This window comes from Natroniella acetigena, assembly GCF_023227745.1.
Classification (GTDB): domain Bacteria; phylum Bacillota; class Halanaerobiia; order Halobacteroidales; family Halobacteroidaceae; genus Natroniella; species Natroniella acetigena.
Genome location: NZ_JALKBX010000023.1, coordinates 18032 through 35578, shown reverse-complemented (window position 1 = coordinate 35578; position 17547 = coordinate 18032). Strand labels below are relative to the sequence as shown.

12 protein-coding genes are annotated in these 17547 nt (G+C 34.1%); 10 read left to right on the top strand and 2 right to left on the bottom strand.

From position 1 onward, the window contains the following. Positions 1-179 precede the first annotated feature (179 nt). The 3 genes from pulA to MWH25_RS06840 all read left to right on the top strand — a co-directional run bounded on the left by pulA (position 180) and on the right by MWH25_RS06840 (position 5400). A complete protein-coding gene (gene pulA / locus MWH25_RS06850) occupies positions 180-2048 on the top strand; it encodes a type I pullulanase (RefSeq protein ID WP_248626905.1) in 1869 nt (622 codons plus the stop codon). Positions 2049-2310: 262 nt separating this feature from the next. Beyond that, positions 2311-2775: a chemotaxis protein CheW gene (locus tag MWH25_RS06845; protein ID WP_248626904.1), complete on the top strand. Its 465-nt coding sequence runs from the start codon at positions 2311-2313 to the stop codon at positions 2773-2775. Between the two features lie 114 nt (positions 2776-2889). Further along, on the top strand, positions 2890-5400 hold the full coding sequence (locus tag MWH25_RS06840) for a bifunctional aconitate hydratase 2/2-methylisocitrate dehydratase (RefSeq protein WP_248626903.1): 2511 nt from the start codon (positions 2890-2892) through the stop codon (positions 5398-5400). Positions 5401-5650: 250 nt separating this feature from the next. Here MWH25_RS06840 and MWH25_RS06835 read toward each other — a convergent pair whose 3' ends face one another. Then, a complete protein-coding gene (locus tag MWH25_RS06835) occupies positions 5651-6613 on the bottom strand; it encodes an HTH domain-containing protein (protein WP_248626902.1) in 963 nt (320 codons plus the stop codon). Between the two features lie 292 nt (positions 6614-6905). Here MWH25_RS06835 and MWH25_RS06830 point away from each other — a divergent pair, with 292 nt between their 5' ends. The 4 genes from MWH25_RS06830 (at position 6906) to MWH25_RS06815 (ending at position 12174) form a co-directional block, all read left to right on the top strand. Beyond that, positions 6906-7811, top strand: coding sequence for an AEC family transporter (locus tag MWH25_RS06830; protein ID WP_248626901.1), 906 nt, complete (start codon positions 6906-6908; stop codon positions 7809-7811). A gap of 487 nt (positions 7812-8298) precedes the next feature. Beyond that, a complete protein-coding gene (locus tag MWH25_RS06825) occupies positions 8299-9504 on the top strand; it encodes an MFS transporter (protein ID WP_248626900.1) in 1206 nt (401 codons plus the stop codon). Positions 9505-9570: 66 nt separating this feature from the next. Continuing rightward, entirely contained in the window at positions 9571-9999 is a 429-nt protein-coding gene (locus MWH25_RS06820; protein ID WP_248626899.1) for a CBS domain-containing protein, read from the top strand. A gap of 423 nt (positions 10000-10422) precedes the next feature. Beyond that, positions 10423-12174: a B12-binding domain-containing radical SAM protein gene (locus MWH25_RS06815; RefSeq protein ID WP_248626898.1), complete on the top strand. Its 1752-nt coding sequence runs from the start codon at positions 10423-10425 to the stop codon at positions 12172-12174. A gap of 179 nt (positions 12175-12353) precedes the next feature. Here MWH25_RS06815 and MWH25_RS06810 read toward each other — a convergent pair whose 3' ends face one another. Next, entirely contained in the window at positions 12354-13742 is a 1389-nt protein-coding gene (locus tag MWH25_RS06810; RefSeq protein ID WP_248626897.1) for an aminotransferase class V-fold PLP-dependent enzyme, read from the bottom strand. 544 nt (positions 13743-14286) lie between these two features. Here MWH25_RS06810 and MWH25_RS06805 point away from each other — a divergent pair. From MWH25_RS06805 to MWH25_RS06795, 3 genes are all read left to right on the top strand, one after another. Next, the gene (locus MWH25_RS06805) at positions 14287-14475 is read left to right on the top strand and encodes a ferredoxin (RefSeq protein ID WP_248626896.1); all 189 of its coding nucleotides are present in this window, start codon (positions 14287-14289) and stop codon (positions 14473-14475) included. A gap of 97 nt (positions 14476-14572) precedes the next feature. Beyond that, positions 14573-15706 (top strand): tRNA epoxyqueuosine(34) reductase QueG, encoded by a 1134-nt coding sequence (gene queG / locus MWH25_RS06800; protein ID WP_248626895.1) that lies wholly within the window; start codon positions 14573-14575, stop codon positions 15704-15706. A 41-nt stretch (positions 15707-15747) separates the two neighbouring features. Next, complete coding sequence (locus MWH25_RS06795) at positions 15748-17397, top strand: Na/Pi cotransporter family protein (protein WP_248626894.1); 1650 nt, start codon at positions 15748-15750, stop codon at positions 17395-17397. The last annotated feature ends 150 nt before the right edge of the window (positions 17398-17547 follow it).

Sequence of the window (17547 nt, the reverse complement as noted above, 5' to 3'; positions counted from 1 at the left end):
TAGCCCTCTCGAAACTGATTTTGAAGTTTATTGGTTGCAGATTTTAATTTTAAAAGTGAAACTATATATCAATTAAGTATCAATTTAAATTTCCAGCAAATAATTTTTGGTTTTAAGGTTTTTCAACTATTAACTATTCATTATTAACTATTAATTGCTTTTCAGGGAGGGGTGTTTAAATGATGAGTACTGACTATCCTTTAGATAGAAGCTTAGGAACCAACTATAGCCCTGAGCAGACTGATTTTGCTGTCTGGTCTCCTAAGGCTAATAATGTTGATTTGGTTTTGTACGAACCAGATCCTTCTCAAGAAGGGGCTGGGCAAGTTGTTAAGATGAAGCAGGAAGAACAAGGGGTATGGAGTGTAACTGTAGCTGGTGATCAAAAGAATAAACTTTATAATTATATCGTGGAAATAGATAATGAAATTAAGTGTGTAGTTGATCCTTATGCTAAAGCAGTAGTTCAGAATGGACATAAAGGGGTAGTTGTTGATTTAGCAGAGACTAATCCAGTGGAGTGGGAGAATGATCAAAAACCTCCACTGGTTGAATTAGAAGATAGTATTATCTATGAAATGCATGTCAAAGATTTTTCCATTTCACCTCATTCAGGGATGGAGCATAAGGGCAAGTTTTTAGCGTTTACTGAAGAAGAAACGATGATTCCTAAGACAGAGATCAAGACCGGAGTTGCTCATTTAAAGGAGTTGGGGATTACTCATATTCATCTACTACCTATCTTTGATTTTGCTACTGTCGATGAGAGTGTTGATTATCAGTATAATTGGGGCTATGATCCGCAAAATTATAATGTTCCAGAAGGTTCTTATGCTAGGGATTCTGCTAATCCACTGGTTAGAATTCGGGAAGCCAAGGAGATGATTAAAGCTTTACACCGTAATGGTATCAGAGTAGTGATGGATGTTGTTTATAACCATACCTATGAAACTAGAAATTCTAATTTTGGTAAGTTGGCCCCTGAGGTTTATTATCGACTTGATGAACATGGTAATTATTCTAATGGTTCAGGTTGTGGTAATGAAGTTGCTTCTGAACATCCGATGGTTCGTAAATTTATTATTGAATCAGTTAAGTATTGGGCCAGGGAGTATCATATAGATGGTTTTAGGTTTGATTTGATGGCTCTTCATGATCAAGAAACGATGAAATTGTTAGCTCAAGAATTAAAGGAGATCGATTCTAGTATCATAGTCTATGGGGAGCCCTGGACGGCCGATTTTTCTCCATTACCGATGGAGCAGCAGATGAGAAAGGGGAGCCAACAAGAGTCTGGAGTTGCTGTTTTCAATGATGAGTTTAGGGATGCTCTAAAGGGGAGTACTAGAGGAGAAGATAAAGGTTATGTTAATGGGAAATTAGATAAAGAGACAATTCAAAAGGTAAAAGTAGGGGTGATGGGTGGAATTGACTCTTTCAGTTTCGATCCTGAAGAAGTTATTAATTATGTTTCGGTCCATGATGATCTGACCTTGTGGGATAAGATTGAAAGAAGTAATCCAAATGTTATTGATGAGGATAAGGTCAGAATGAATAATTTAGCTAATGCAATTGTATTGACGTCACAAGGGATACCATTCTTGCATGGAGGAGTTGAATTTTTAAGAACTAAGTATGGGGTGGAAAATAGTTATAATTTTCCTGATGCAATTAATCAAATTGAATGGGAACGTAAGGTATATAACTATGATACTTTTAAGTACTACCAAGGATTAATTGAGTTGCGACGAGAACATCCAGCATTTAGGATGAATACTGCTGATCAGATAAAAAAATACTTTAAATTTTTAGATAGCTCTGAAGGTATAATTGCTTATCAATTACAGGAGCATGCTAATGGTGATTTATGGGAAGATATTATAGTAATTTATAATCCTTATTTAGAATCACAACAATTCTTCTTGCCGACTGAAGGAACCTGGAAGATTGTAGTTGCTGACCAAGAGGCAGGGGTTGAAACATTGGAGGTGTTAACTGGTAAGCAGGTGATTGTTCCTAGGATTAGTGCGATGGTGCTATATAAGTAATAGTTGACAGTTGGCAGTGTACAGTTTACAGTTAAAGAGCAAAACCTTAAAAGCTTTAGAAGTACAGGTTTAAAGCGATTTTGAATTTAGGGTTTTCCTTCGGGTTCTTTGAACCCTTTGTGATGAAAAAATCCGCTCTTAGATTTTTTCTATCCACTGTCAACTGTAAACCGTAAACTGTACACTAGAATAAAATGACCTTTGGTCATTTTATTCTTTACTTTCTTTTTTAGAAATTGTATTATAAATTGAGGGGGGATGAATGATGAATAAGATTGATCAGTTTATTGTCTTTAAATTAGGAAGAGAAGAGTTTGGAGTTAAGATCACACAAGTACAAGAGATTATCAAAATGAAAGAAATAACAAAGTTACCACAGAGTGCTGATTTTATTGAGGGGATTATTAATCTAAGAGGCGATATTATTACAATTATTGATTTAAGAAAGCGTTTAGAATTTAATTATGATCCTGAAGTTGAAACTAGAATTATAGTGGTTAGAATTAATGAGACTGATGTAGGTTTTATTGTTGATGATGCTTCTGAAGTAGTCAGGATTGCTCAGGAACAGATTGCTCAACCTTCAGGAGGAATGGCTGGAATAAAGACAGAATTTATTGATGGAATTGCCAAGCTAGAAGATAGATTAGTTATTTTGTTGGCCCTTGATGAATTATTGTCAACAACTGAAAAGGCGAAATTAGAAGAAGTAGTAGAGAATAATTAACTGGCTAACTAAACTTAACATCAAATTTAGACTTAACTGATGTTAACTGTTTGTAAATTTATAGAATTTAAGATATAATTATAAGTAAATAACTAACTATAGGAGGAGTAGAGTATGGAGAAAAGAGATCTATTAGAAGTTTTAGAAGAGTATAAGAAGAAAGTTTTAGCCAGAAAGAAAGATTATGATTTATCGCCACGACCATTATCGACTACCGAGGTTGAAGTGATAAGTGCTGGATTACAATTAGAAGGTTTAGAAAAAGAAAGATTTACTATCTGTAATGAAGAGAGTTTAGATCAATTATTAGTAAGATTATTGACTGAGGAAGTAAGAAGGGGTACTTTTCCTTCTTCACATATTAAGGCAGAAGGTTTGGCTGAAATTGTAAGGGGAGAATTAGTAACTGACTACTTATCGCAAGCAGAAGCGTTGGAGTTGTTGGCCCAAATGAAGGGTGGAGCAGCTGCTGGTCAGTTGGTAAAATTATTAGAAGAAGGTCATTTTGTTGACCAGATTACAGAAATCCTAAAAGAGACGGTTTTAATTAATCGAGCAGAATTTGATAAGTTGGCCCAGTTAGCAGCAGATAACGATACTGTTGTAGAGCTAATTAAGAGTTGGGGTGAACGAGATTTTGCTACAGACTGGAGATTAGAAGATAAATATCAAGGCTTAGGTATTAAGGTTGGCGATAATATTACTACTGGTCACTTAAGCCCTTCTAAAAATGCAGATAGTCGAACCGATCATCCATTACATGCTCAATTTATTATGGAGGGTCGAGAAGATGAAGCTGATTTTTTAGAGCGTTTAGAAGGGTTGAAAGAAGAGGGACAAGATATCTTCTTTGTAGCAGGAGCAGCGTTAGGTGAAGGTTCTTCTAGAAAGTCTGCTACTTATACAATGCTGCAGGTCTTAGGTAAGCCAGTTGATGGTGAGCCAGAGAAGAAAGAAGGTGGAGTTGTAATTGCTAAAAGTTTTGCTCCAATCTTTAAGAATTCCTTAGTAGCTTCTGCTATCTTACCATTAGAGTGTAATACTGATAGTATTACAGAAGGGGATCAATTAGAGGTAGATTTGGAGAATGAAAAGTTGATTGTCAATAGCGAAGAAGAATTAGAGGTTAAATTACCGATTCAATATAACTTAGATAAGATAGCTGCAGGTGGTATGACTTACTTTGATGCCGGTAATGAGTTGCAGCAATGGGCCATTGATTATTGTACTAAGCAGGGAATTGATTTTGATCAAAGCAAGTTGCCAGCTCAAGCTGAGCAAGAGCGGGTACCACAGACGTTGGCCCAAAAGATTGTTGGGTTTAATAGGCTTGATGGAAAGGATACAATCTTGCCTGGTGAGACTGCTACTGTTAAGATTAGAGGGGTTTACTCTCAAGATACTACCGGGCCAATGACCCTTGATGAGTATCAAGCTATGGCTGGGGAAGATTTTGGAGCAGAGTTTGTAGTTCAGTCTTTATGCCATACAGGTGAGTGTCCATCTACAGAAGATCGGGACAGGCATCAATTTATTGAAGAGTTTGTTACTGAGCGAGGTGGAGTCTGTCTTGAGCCTGGTGAAGGGATTATTCATACCATTGCTAATCGTTTTGTCTTACCGACTGATGTAGTCGTTGGTGGAGACTCTCATACTCGAACACCACGCGGGATCTCTTTTCCTGCTGCTTCAGATATTGTAGCAGGTGCGATGAAGTATGGTAAGCAGGATCTAACGATGGATGAATCTGTAAGGGTTGTCTTTACTGGTCAACCGAAAGAAGGTATTACTGCTAGGGACTTAGTCTCTACATTAGTAACCTATGCTGAAAAGACTGTCGGTAAAGATGTCTATAATGGGCGGATTATCGAGATGGAAGGGGTTGACTTTTTAGATTCTGATGAGCGATATATCCTGACTAATGCTGTAGCTGAAAGGAGTGCTTCAGCTGGGGTTGTAGTTTCTGATCAGAAGACCATCGAAGCGATTGAGAATAATTTGGAGTATCTAAAATCGAGAGTAGATGCTGAGACTTCTCCATCTGTTAAGGAGACGATCGCATCAATTGAAGAGTTTTTAGCTGATCCTGTTCTTTTACAGCCTGATCAAGATGCTCAGTATGCAGCTATAATTGAGATTCCTTTAGATGAAGTGGAGGAGCCATTAGTAGCTAAACCACATCATCCTGATAATGTAGCTGGTCTATCAGAAGTAGGTGGAGTGGAGTTAGATGAGATCTTTATTGGTAGCTGTGTGGGAGGAGATTTAGAGAGTATTCAAGCAGCAGCTAGGATTTTAGAAGGTAAACAAGTACCACAGGGGGTTAATTTTGTAGTCTGTCCTGCTTCACGTGATATTTATAATCAACTAGCCCAGGATGGTAGTTTGGCTAGCTTGACAGCAGCTGGTGCTACAATTACGATGCCTGGTTGTGGTTTATGTATGGGTAATAAGCGTAGAATTGGCTCTGGTGCTATTGCCTTGACGACGACAACTCGTAACTATCAATCTAGAATTGGTCCGGCTGATTCTAAAACATATTTAGGTGGTGCTCATGTAGCAGCAGTTGCTGCTATCTTAGGAAGAATTCCTACAGCTGAAGAATATTTTGAGTATTATAAGTAATTTAGTGTGAGTAAAAATCGCAAGTCCAAGTTCTTTTAGGATTCTTTAATTTAACTAGAAAATTATGTATTAAGTTGATAAATATAAAATAATTAACAATCCCTTGTTAAGAGTACTCTCAGCTAAAAGAAAATATTAGAAAGCTAAAATTGTAATAACAGGCTTTAATTTAGCTGAGAGTACTAGTTAAGTTAACAGGGGGTTGTTATTGATTGTAAGAATTTGATTTTACTGTTTTTAAATGGGTTACTTAGATTAAGGTTAAGTCTAGAGTTGGGGGAACTTGTTGAAAGTTAATGATTAACTTTTCTGATTCTTCTGGTTCTAATGAACAGGTTAAGTTACAGTTATTATTAAAGTTAATTAATAATTTATTCTCTTGTTGATCATAATTAGCTGAGACCTTGGTCGGTAATTTAATCTTAGTAAAGTTGATGATTAAGATTTCAGGTTCAGCAATGATCTGATAATGAGGGTTGGCCCCTACTATTAACTTAAAAAGTTTCTTAATTAGGCGTTTATCATCAATCTTATTTAATAGATTAGCTAAATTAGAAAGAAAGATTCTTTTGTTAGTAGTATTAAATTGAAGATTAGAAAATTCATCTCTTAATTGTTCATTATTTTCTAAATTTTGTTGAAATTTTTCCAGTTTCATCTCTTGCAGGCTGGTTAATTCTTCTTTAATAATCAGATTTAAATCCTGCGGATGATTACCTTCATAAAATGTAATCCTTATATCTACGTCTTCCTTGTCATTTTGTTTCCATTTTGGCAATCTATCTACAATGATTTTTGTTATATTTGAAGAAATAAATTTTCTTTTCAGCCAGTATAAAAATTTTTTAGCGAATTTTTCATATCTTTTTTGGAGTAAGGTTGGTAACTGATCAAAGTAAGTCAAATCTTTTTTCTGTTTGATTCTAGTACGTTTAGTATACTGCAAAGTATAGCTGGTATCTTTATCGATTAATGATTTTAATTCATCACAGATAATAAACTTCAATAAAAAATTATTACTACAAGTCAGTTCATTACCTAATAATTGTCTTAGATACTGAAATCCATTTTCGGTTAGTATATATTTATTTCTTTTACCCCTAGTAACCAGTTTAGGTTTTTCTTCTTCAATTTGTTTCAGATAATTACGGATTGTTTGTGAACTACAATCAAAATATTTAGCTAAGTTTTTGACTGTATAATTACTTTCCATAATAGATTCCTCCTTTATACTAGTGCTTTTCTTTATTCCCAGTCAAACTCCTTGCTACCCCTTCAAAAATATTACATATTTTAGTTAAATAACCCAAGGGTGATAGATTAAATATTTCAATAAAGTAGCTTAGACTTAATTATAGAACTATTTAATTTAATAATCAAATCAAAATTTGTTTATAATAATTAAAAAACAGCTATTAATAGTTCAATAAAGCAGTTAAGTCTGATTAATTACATCACAAGTCAATTAAATCAAGAAAGGAATGGTTGGAATTGATTTTTTAACTGTGTTTAATCAAATCTTAATCCTTTTTTTAGTATTAGCGCTAGGTTTTGCGATCAGAAAGTTTAATCTAGTTAATGAGAACTTGAATGAAAATTTATCAAATATTGTTCTTTATATCAGTCTGCCTGCTCTAATTTTAATTTCTATGAATTATGAATTCAGTATAGAACGATTAATTCAAATTAGAAATGTTTTTTTAATTGGTTTAGGAATTTTTGTAACACTAATTTTGATTTCATATTTAATGGTTAATTTTATGGATTCAAAGCAAGATAAAAAATCGATCTATCAATTCATGGTAGTTTTTGGGAATACTGCTTTTATTGGCTTTCCAATCATTGAGGTTATTTTTGGAACGGAGGGTATCTTCTTAGCAGCAATTTATAATTTAGTAGTTAATATTTTTATTTGGACCTTTGGGATTATCATTATGAATCAAGAAGAAAGAGGGTTTTCGTTTAGAAATTTATTGAATCCTGGTATTTTAGCTGTTATTTTAGGTTTTTTAATTTTTCTATTCTCAGTTGAAATACCAGCTTCTATTAACAATGTCTTAGAAATGTTAGGAGCTACCACTACTCCTTTAGCTTTAATTGTGGTTGGCTCAACCTTATCTCAGATTGAATTGTCTGGAGTCTTTTCTAATTTTAAGTTATGGCTAATTACCTTGCTCAAACAGCTTATCATTCCTGTAGTAGTTTTTTTTGTTTTAAATATTCTAGCTGTAAATCCTTTGATTATAAGTGTTAGTGTTATATTAACAGGGATGCCTGTGGCTGCATTGACAGCAATTTTTGCAGAAAAATTCACAGATAATTCAGCTTTAGCTTCAGAAGGTGTCTTTTTGAGCACTTTATTATCGTTGCTAACAATTCCTTTATTGGTTTATATTATTCAAGGAAGTTGATAAATGTTAATTATTTCTAGTAATTAACGTTTATGTTTGTTTCATAGCTTATATTAGTATTCGGTTTATTATAATTCTATTAATTTTAAGTTGATTATGATACAATAACTTTGTTAAGATTGATTGGCTTACCGACAGTTTGGACTGTTGGAGGAGGATTGGTTTTAGTAAGTAGCTATGTAGTGATCAATAACTGAAAGTTAGATAGTCTTAGAGTATTTTCAGCTAAAAGAAAATATTAAAAAGCCAAAGAGGTAGTCAGTTTTTAGCCTCTAGATATTGATTTTTTAGTGTTTTGATTGTGTGGTTTTAAATTTAATTGTCAATTGTACACTAAGACGGGGTGCAGAGAAATTTAGTTATCTGCGAAGTATTGTAATAACAGGCTTTAATTTAGCAAATAGTTTTTATTACAGAATTTATTACAGAAAGTCTAATAAGACTTGTAGGGAGAGCACTACTTCTAGTTAGGAGGATTGATTAGAGATTGTTAGATAATCGTAGCTTATTAGGTATTTTAGCTTATGCAATGTTGTTAACTTTTGGATTATTAGTCAACTTAAGAGGGCAAGTTGCTCCCTTAATTCAAGATACATTCCAGATTAGTTATTCTTATTTAGGGTCTGCTTTTTCAGTAATGGCGGTAGGAAGTATTATTGCTATGTCTAGTAGTGGATTTTTAATTAAAAAGTTTGGGCTAAAGAATACATTTTTACTAGGTTTAGTAGTAATCATGGCTGTTTTAGTTGGGATCAGTTATGTAGCTACTTATCAGTTGTTTGTAGCTGTAATGGGAGTATTTGGAATTGGAGTAGGAATCTTAAGTGTGACCAGTAATACATTGGCATCTTTGATTTTTATTAAAGAGCGGGGCAGAAAGATGAATATATTTCATCTCTTTTTTGGAGTTGGTGGTATTGTAGCTCCAGTTTATGCTGGTTATTTACTGCGCAGGGGATTTGGTTGGGAGAGTGTCTATCTTTTTGCAATTGGATTGGTTTTATTTTTATTGTTATTAGGGCTTTATTGTAAATTTCCTACAACTGAGACGGATAACAAAAATGAAAAGCTTCTGTTTTTGGAAGTGATTAAAGATTCTCGAGTCGTTATTTTTGCTATGATGTTTTTATTATATGTTGGGATTGAACTTGGTGCAGCAAATTGGATGGGGATTTATTTAACTGATGTCCAAGGAAGAAGTGAGACTGAAATCAGCTTTTATTTATCACTTTTTTTTGTTTTGTTTACGGTAGGAAGATTCTTAACTATTTTTGTTGTAGAGAAAATCGAATATTTATATTTGGTCTTGATTTGTGCTGTTAGTTCCGGTGTAATTATTTTAGTGGCATTGGTTGGCCCGGAGCAGTTTGCTGTTTTATTTTCAATTACAGGTTTATTTTTGGGTTCTATCTTTCCTACTATGCAGGCGGCTATGTTTGAGGAATTTGAACAGCAGTTAACTATAATTATCAGTTTGACCTTAGCAGCAGGTAGTTTAGGAGATGTTTTGTTAGCTAATTGGTTGCCAGGAGTTATAAATGATCTAGTCGGTATTGAGCTTGGTTATGGGATCTTAATTATTTATTTAATCAGTTTAATCTTGTTGACTGGTTGGTTAAAGTACAAATTTTTAGAAGAAAATAATTTGGCTGTCAGTAATGAGCAAGAATTAAGCAAAGCCAGTAGCAATTAAATTTTAATTATAATTATGATTAAAATTTAATTAATTGCATATCCTAATCTTGAAAAGGAGGAGGATATGATGGATATTAGACAAGTTATGACTTCAGATGTATCAACAGTTGAGCCAACTGCAAGCGTAAGTGAAGCAGCTCAAAAGATGAAAGAGCTAAATGTAGGAGCAATTCCTGTCAGTAATGGACAGGAGCCAGTAGGAATAGTAACAGATCGAGATATAACAATTCGTAATGTTGCTCAAAATAATGATGGTAATACTGCTGTAGAGCAGATTATGTCCAGTGGTTTAGTCTATGGGAGTCCAGAGATGACGACTCAAGAAGCTGCTGATCTGATGGCAGAGAATCAAATTAGAAGATTACCTATTGTAGAGAATGGTAATTTGGTAGGTATTGTTTCTTTAGGAGATATATCAGTTCAACCTGAGACTGATATGGAAGCTGCGGATGCATTATCAACTATATCTACTCCAAGTAGACCACAAAAATAACTTTAAGCTGAAAGCACCCCTTAAGGGGTGCTTTTTAGCTAATAAAGAAGGTTTTAAAATTATAATCTCGAAAGATATATTATACAATCATCCGCGTTAACTCAAGATAATTTTTGGTATTATAGGGAGTCGAAGTGAAGCTTTATTACAATATAGCTTCACAATTGACAATTGACGGAATGTACAATTTACAATTAAAGTTCAAGTTCTTAAAAGCTTAAGTTTTCTGAAAAACCTTGTGATAATAAGCTTTGATTGATTTTGGTTATAAGATTTAAAGGTTTTAATTGTCAATTTTGTCAATTGTACATTGTAAATTGAAGTTAAGCTATATATCAATAAAAAGTAAGGTGATTAGAAAAGTATGTATTAAGTTGACGTACATGATTATATAATTAAAGATGGAAAGAGGGGATTGACTTTATGAATGTCTTGTTGACGGCATTAAATGCTAAATTTATTCATTCTTCTTTAGCATTAAGGTACTTAAAGAGCTATTGTCAGGGACAGTTTGAAATTGAGTTGGCTGAATATACGATCAATCAAGCTAGTGATTATATTGCAGCAGAGATTTATAAACAAGAGCCAGATTTGGTTGGTTTTTCATGTTATATATGGAATATGGAGCAAGTATTAGAAGTGATTAAGATCTTAAAACAGGTTAAACCAGAGTTGATTATTGTCTTAGGGGGGCCAGAGGTATCTTATGATCCAGTTGACTTAATGAAAGAGTATCAAGAGATTGATTATCTTGTCTATGGTGAGGGAGAAGAGACTTTCCAGCAATTACTGACTAATTTAACTACTGGACAAAGTTGTGAAGAAGTTCTTGGTCTAGTCTATCGTACCGAGCAAGGAATAATTAAAAATGAGCCTCGCCCAGTACTACAACTTGAGCAAGTACCTTCTCCATATGGTAACTTGGAGGGGCTAGAGCATAAGATAGTCTATTTTGAAACCAATCGAGGTTGTCCTTTTAATTGTCAATATTGTTTATCTTCGACATTATCAGCTGTTAGATACTTTCCCTTAGAGTTAGTAAAAGAGGAGTTATTGAAGTTGATTAAAGCAGACGTCAGGCAGGTTAAATTTGTTGATCGAACCTTTAATTGTGATCAGAATCGTGCTCTTGAAATATTTCAATTTTTGGTAGAAAATAAGCCGAGTGATTCTGATTTGAATTTTCACTTTGAGATTACAGCAGATTTGTTGAGTGAAGAGGTTCTTGGTTTTTTAGAAGAGGTACCTGCTGGTTACTTTCAATTTGAGGTTGGGGTGCAGAGTACCAATCAAAAGACCTTAGAATTAATTGATCGCAAGGTCGATTTTACTAAGCTAGCTGAAGTTGTAAAGAGGTTACAAGCAGCAAGAAATATTCATTTGCATTTGGATTTAATTGCTGGCTTACCGGCTGAGGACTATCAAACTTTTATAAATTCTTTCAATGATGTCTATCAATTACGACCTGGTCGGCTGCAGTTGGGTTTTTTAAAATTATTAAAGGGGTCAGGCTTGAGAGAGAAGGCTGAAGAATACGGTTATCTTTATTTGGATAAACCGCCCTATCAAGTCTTAGAGAATAAGTGGCTGAGCTATCAAGAATTATTAGAATTGGAGATGGTAGAAGAAGTTTTAGAAACCTTCTGTAATACTCATCATTTTGATCATAGTTTGAAATTTATAGAGCAAAACTTTTATCAAGCCCCTTTTTCATTGTGGGCAGATTTGGCAGAGTTTTGGGAAGAACAGGAATATTATCGCTATTCGCATAAGTTAGAATCATTATATCAAATTTTACAGGAGTTTTATCAGCAATATTGTTCAAAAAGATTTGATCTATTTAATGAAATTTTAAAGTTTGATTATTTGTTACGGAGAAGAAGGGTTAACCTACCTGAGTTTTTGGATAAATACAAAATTGAAGATTATGATCAAAAATTCAGAGATTTTACTGCAGAGCAAGCAAAGATAACAGAAATTGTTCCAGAGTTAGCTGACTATTCTTCAAGACAGATTAGAAGAAAGATTCAAATTGAGACCTTTAAGTATGATGTATTAGAGGTGATTGAGCAACCGAGTACAGAAGTTGAAGAGTCATTAACAACAATTTTATTTAATTATCAGCAAAGGGATAAAATATTTAATAAAGTTCAATTTTATAAAGTTGAATTATAAATTAGATCTCATACGCGTTAGCTTAAGTTTAAGGCTGAGGAAATGGTTTTTATTACGAAGGGTTTTTTATAAACCCGAAGGTAAGGCTAAGTCAACCGTTAAAAGCATAAGGGCTTAGGTTTTACTTAAACTTAGACTTAGACTTAACCTTAAACTTAATATCAATATAAAGATAAGTTTTAATTATTAGTCGGATAGTATTCCCCAGTAGTAGGGTTGAGAGTATACTGTGTTGAAAAAGCAAAGTTGATAGTTATTCGTTCAATAATCGACTGGAAAGTTGTAATTAAACGATCTATTTCTTTCTTAGTATTATAACAACCAAAACTAATTCGTACCAAACCAGGAGTATAAGAAAGCTTATTCGCTTTAATCTGTTCTTTAAACCTTTTAATTTCAGCTGAAGTTAAATTTAATAACTGATGAACATAAGGGTGAGCACAAAAACAACCACTTCTGACCCCAATACCTGCTTCATGGGCCAAAATTGTAGCGACTAGTGAGTGAGGTAGTGGCTCGATATTTAAAGCGATAACACCGACTTGATTAGAGAGATTATCTGTATCAGTAAGGCCATAGAGCTTAACTTGGGGTAACTTTTGTAGTTGTTGTAATGTATAATCGATTAATTTTTTTTCTGCTTTAATTATATTTTGCCAGCCCAGTTGTTGGATTGTCTTAATACTCTCTTGTAATGCTACTGCCCCGACAATATTAGGGGTACCTGCCTCTTCTCTAGCAGGCAAGTTGGCCCAGATAACATCATCTAAGGTGACAGACTTGACCGTTCCTCCTCCAGAATAATCTGGTGCTTGCTCTTGAAATGTTTCTTGAGGGCCAACTAAGACTCCTGTACCAAAAGGAGCGTACATCTTATGGGCTGAAAAGACTAAATAATCAATATGTTCGGGTGATTGATCTGGTTTAATATCAATTGGGCGATGAGGAGCAAGTTGGGCTGCATCGACTAAGATTTTGGTATTATATTGATGGGCCAACCGAGCAATTTTATGGATTGGATTGATTATTCCTGTTACATTAGAAGCTCCAGTGACTGCTACTAACTTAACTTGCTTCTGATCTTTTTTTAATTTTCTTTCTAAATCATCTAAATCTAATCTTCCACTAGGAGTCAACCCAGTATAAACGACTTGAGCTTTATTACGCCAAGGAAGTAGATTAGAGTGATGCTCCATTATAGTAGTAATCACGATATCTTCTGAGGTCAGTTGTAATGAATTGGCCAGTTTATTAATTGCTTCAGTAGTATTTTTAACCAAGATAATAGTGTTTTTTGCTAAGTCAACTCCCATAAAATCGGCAATTACCTGATGAGTCTCTTCATAAATTTTCGAGGACAGTTGGGATTTAAAGCCCGTTCCTCGATGGACATTCGAATACCAATCGAGAAAGTCTTCAATCTTTGCAAAAACTTGTTTGAAACTAGGAGTACTAGCAGCATTATCAAAATTTATGTACTGTAAGTGGCGTTTATTGCTGACAGGTACTTTGGTATTGATTCCAATAATTTCTTTTCTAACTTGTTGATTGAAATTAGTATTAAACATAGTTCCCTCCTTCCCTCTTTTAATGTACAATTTATAATTAAATTCAAAACCATACAATCAAAAGACTAAAACCTTCTAAGAACAAGTCTATATAATTCAATATCATCAGCGTTAACTTAAGATGATTTTTGGTGTTATAAATGTTCTAAGTGAAGCTTTATTACAATTATGTGTCACTTTGTGACACATAATTGAGTTGACAGTGTACAGTGAACAGTTTACAGTTAAGATCAAAACCTTAAAAAATTAAGACCTCTGAAATGCCTTATGTTCGCAGGTTTAGAGTGATTTTGATTTAAGTTTTTAATGGTTTTAACTGTCAACCGTCCCTACAGGTCTTTGTCAAGACCTTTCGTGAAAACCATAGAAACCATATCAACTGTAAACTGTACACTGATATAAAGTGAAGCTTTATATCAATAATGATGTAAATGATTACTTTCAGTTTATGAACTATTATTTAAAATTGTGAATTCAACTAGTGCATAATTGAATTTGAAGAGGTAATACTATATTTAAATCTAAATAAGTGGAGGGGTTGTTAATGAAAGTAAAAGTAGAAAAAGATGATTGTATTAGCTGCGGATTGTGTGTTAATGAGGTTCCAGCAGTTTATGATTGGGATGATGATGATAAAGCTGAAGTGATTGTAGATGAAGTGCCTGATAATGTGGAGCAAGAAGCTAAAGATGTTTTAGAAAGTTGTCCAACTGACGCTATTATAGAAGTTTAGTTTTTAGTAAGGTTAGTAATAAATTCTTAAGAGGCAGTGATTCTGCCTCTTTTATTTTGTCAAAAATTATGCTAAAATAAGAAAGGGAGGAGAAAAAATGGGATTAACTGCTGACATGAAGGAATATGCTGTTCAAATTGGTTTAGATGAGATTAAGATTACAACTGCTGATCCTTTTCCACAATTAGAGAGGTTACTTAACAATTTAAAAGAACGAGAATATTTGTCTTCTTTTGTGAAAGATGATTTGAAGTTAATTACTTCTCCTAAAGAGGTTTTGGATGGTGCTCGTTCAGTAATTGTTGTGGCGATGGCTTATTCTATTAAGGAGCCTATGATTGATGATAATCAAGATTATAAAACTGGTTTAAGAGGGAAAATAGCTAGGTTTGCTTGGGGGAAGGATTATCATCAGGTATTAGGAGAAAAATTAGAGCAGTTGATTGAATTTTTGCAGCAAGAGACAGGGCAGCAGATTGAAGCAGTTAAATTTTCTGATACTGGGCCAACTGTAGATCGAGCATTGGCCCGGCGGGCAGGAATCGGTTGGCAGGGTAAGAATTGTAATATTATCCATCCCCAATATGGTTCTTGGATCTTTTTGGGAGGATTTATTACTGATTTAGAATTAGAGATTGATTCTCCGATAGAAGGTAAGTGTGGTGATTGTAGAAAGTGTATTGAGGCATGTCCAACAGGGGCTTTAGAGGATGATTATCTGTTAAATAGTAATCAATGTTTGGGTTATATAACTTTAAGTAAAGGCTATATTGATCACAAGTATAGAAGAAAGATGGGGACTAGGCTCTGGGGCTGTGATACATGTCAAGAAGTCTGCCCCCATAATCAAGAGGTAGCTACAGGTGATCATGTTGAATTTAAATCACAGGGCTTAGCTTCCAGACCAGCAGTAACTCCATTACTAAAACTAACAGATGAGAGCTATCAACAACAGTTTGGACAAACAGCAATGAATTGGCGAGGCAAGCGTCCAATTCAGCGGAATGCTGCAATAATTTTAGGTAACTTAAAAGATGAACGAGCTATTTTTCATTTACAAGATGGGTTGTCTGATCCTAAGCCGGTAGTTAGGGCACATTCTGCTTGGGCTTTAGCTGAAATTGGAGCTGTTAGAGTAAGTAAGGATTTAAGACAAGCCTTAGAGGTTGAAGTTGATCAGCAAGTTAAAGATGAATTAAAACTAGCACTTGAGAAATTGAATAAAAAATGATTACTTTATTATAAGAGTCTTTAGAGGGGAGAGGTTTTGCTTTGTCTGCTGAAATGATCTTTACTTTTTTAGGTGGTTTAGGTCTGTTCATCTATGGGATGACACAGATGAGTGAAGGCTTACAGAAAACGGCTGGAAAGAAACTTAAGAGTTTATTAGCAGCTTTGACAACGAATCGAGTGATGGGGGTTTTAGTAGGAGCTGGTGTAACATCTATCGTTCAAAGCAGTAGTGCTACTAGTGTAATGGTGGTTGGATTTGTAAATGCTGGTTTAATGACCTTAGTACAATCAATTGGAGTGATTATGGGGGCCAATGTTGGAACTACAATTACAGCTCAGATGGTTGCTTTTGATTTAGGAGGGTATGCTTTTCATTTTATTGCTATTGGATTTTTCATCCACCTATTTGCCAAAAAGCCTAAGGTTAAGTATATAGGTCAGATTTTATTAGGTTTTGGAATCTTATTTTTAGGGATGAATGTAATGAGTGATACTATGAGACCGCTACGTGAGTCACCTGTCTTTTTTGATCTGATGGAGAGATTTTCTAGTTCTCCGATTTTAGGTGTTCTAATTGGAGCATTAATTACAGTTGTTGTCCAGAGTAGTACTGCTGCAATGGGAATTTTATTAGGCTTGTTTGCAGTGGGAGCTATCAGTTTTCAAGCTGGAATTCCAATTATTTTAGGGAGTAATATCGGAACAACTATCACAGCAATTTTGTCTGCTATTGGAGTTAGCATTAATGCTAAGCGGGCGGCTGCTGGTCATTTTATCTTTAATGTATTGGGTTCGCTGGTTGTGTTGGTCTTATTATATATAATCCCTGATTTTGCAGCAACTATCGAGGTGTTTTTAATTGATTTCTCTGAAACCTTCGGTTTTACAACTACCCCTACTCGGTTAGTTGCTAATACTCATACGATCTTTAATATCCTAAATACTTTATTATGGTTACCCTTTGTTGGTTTTATGGTTCGAGCAGTTAAGTATATTGTTCCAGGAGAAGATATGTCCCTTAAGCGTGGTTTGAGCTATTTAGATGAGAGAATGTTAGAGACTCCTAGTGTTGCTGTTAATCAACTCAGCAATGAAGTAATTAGGATGTTTGAAATCTCTCGTGATATGGTCAAGGATACTGCAGATTCATTCTTAACTAAAGATCACGAATTAGCTAAAGTAGTTAAATCTAAAGAAGAGGTTATCAATGAATTAGAAGAAGAGTTATTGGTATTTTTGACCAGAATACCCCGAACTAAATTATCAAAAGATGATGTGCAAACGATTGATATGTACTTTGCAATAATTGATGCTATTGAAAGTATAGCTGATGATGCTGATGAAATTTCTGAGTTAGTGTTGCAAAATTTAAATGATCAAATCGTTTTTTCTAAAGAAGCAAAACAGAGCCTTAATGAAATCTTTTTGATTATCTTTAATTTATTAGAGAAGACAATGATTCTTCTAAATGAAGGTAATTTAGCATTGGTCGATGAGATTGTTGCTACAGAAAGAAAAATGGATGAGTTAGAAATAGAGTATCGAGATAAACATTTAGAACGACTTGGTCAAGAGAGTTGTATTCCTAGTGCAGGAATTATTTATTTAGAAGTACTTGATAGTTTAGAACATATTAGTGATCAAACTGCTGATATTGCTTTGAGTTTACAGGAAGTAAAAGATAGGTAAGAAGTAATTTAATGATGCACAGTTATAGATTTTATCGGCAGAAAATCAGATGGGCTTGCCCCGCAGAGTGTCAAGTTAGCTATTATTGTTGACTCAACAAGAAAAGAGTTGACAATAGTAGTTTTTTTTAATATAATTTTCATTAATGAT

Excerpts from the sequence above, each read along its gene's own strand:
- MWH25_RS06845 (WP_248626904.1), top strand. The coding sequence starts at position 2,311 with ATGATGAATAAGATTGATCAGTTTATTGTCTTTAAATTAGGAAGAGAA.
- MWH25_RS06820 (WP_248626899.1), top strand. The coding sequence starts at position 9,571 with ATGATGGATATTAGACAAGTTATGACTTCAGATGTATCAACAGTTGAG.
- MWH25_RS06805 (WP_248626896.1), top strand. The coding sequence starts at position 14,287 with ATGAAAGTAAAAGTAGAAAAAGATGATTGTATTAGCTGCGGATTGTGT.
- MWH25_RS06810 (WP_248626897.1), bottom strand. The coding sequence starts at position 13,742 with ATGTTTAATACTAATTTCAATCAACAAGTTAGAAAAGAAATTATTGGA.
- pulA (WP_248626905.1), top strand. The coding sequence starts at position 180 with ATGATGAGTACTGACTATCCTTTAGATAGAAGCTTAGGAACCAACTAT.
- MWH25_RS06835 (WP_248626902.1), bottom strand. The coding sequence starts at position 6,613 with ATGGAAAGTAATTATACAGTCAAAAACTTAGCTAAATATTTTGATTGT.
- MWH25_RS06840 (WP_248626903.1), top strand. The coding sequence starts at position 2,890 with ATGGAGAAAAGAGATCTATTAGAAGTTTTAGAAGAGTATAAGAAGAAA.
- MWH25_RS06815 (WP_248626898.1), top strand. The coding sequence starts at position 10,423 with ATGAATGTCTTGTTGACGGCATTAAATGCTAAATTTATTCATTCTTCT.
- queG (WP_248626895.1), top strand. The coding sequence starts at position 14,573 with ATGGGATTAACTGCTGACATGAAGGAATATGCTGTTCAAATTGGTTTA.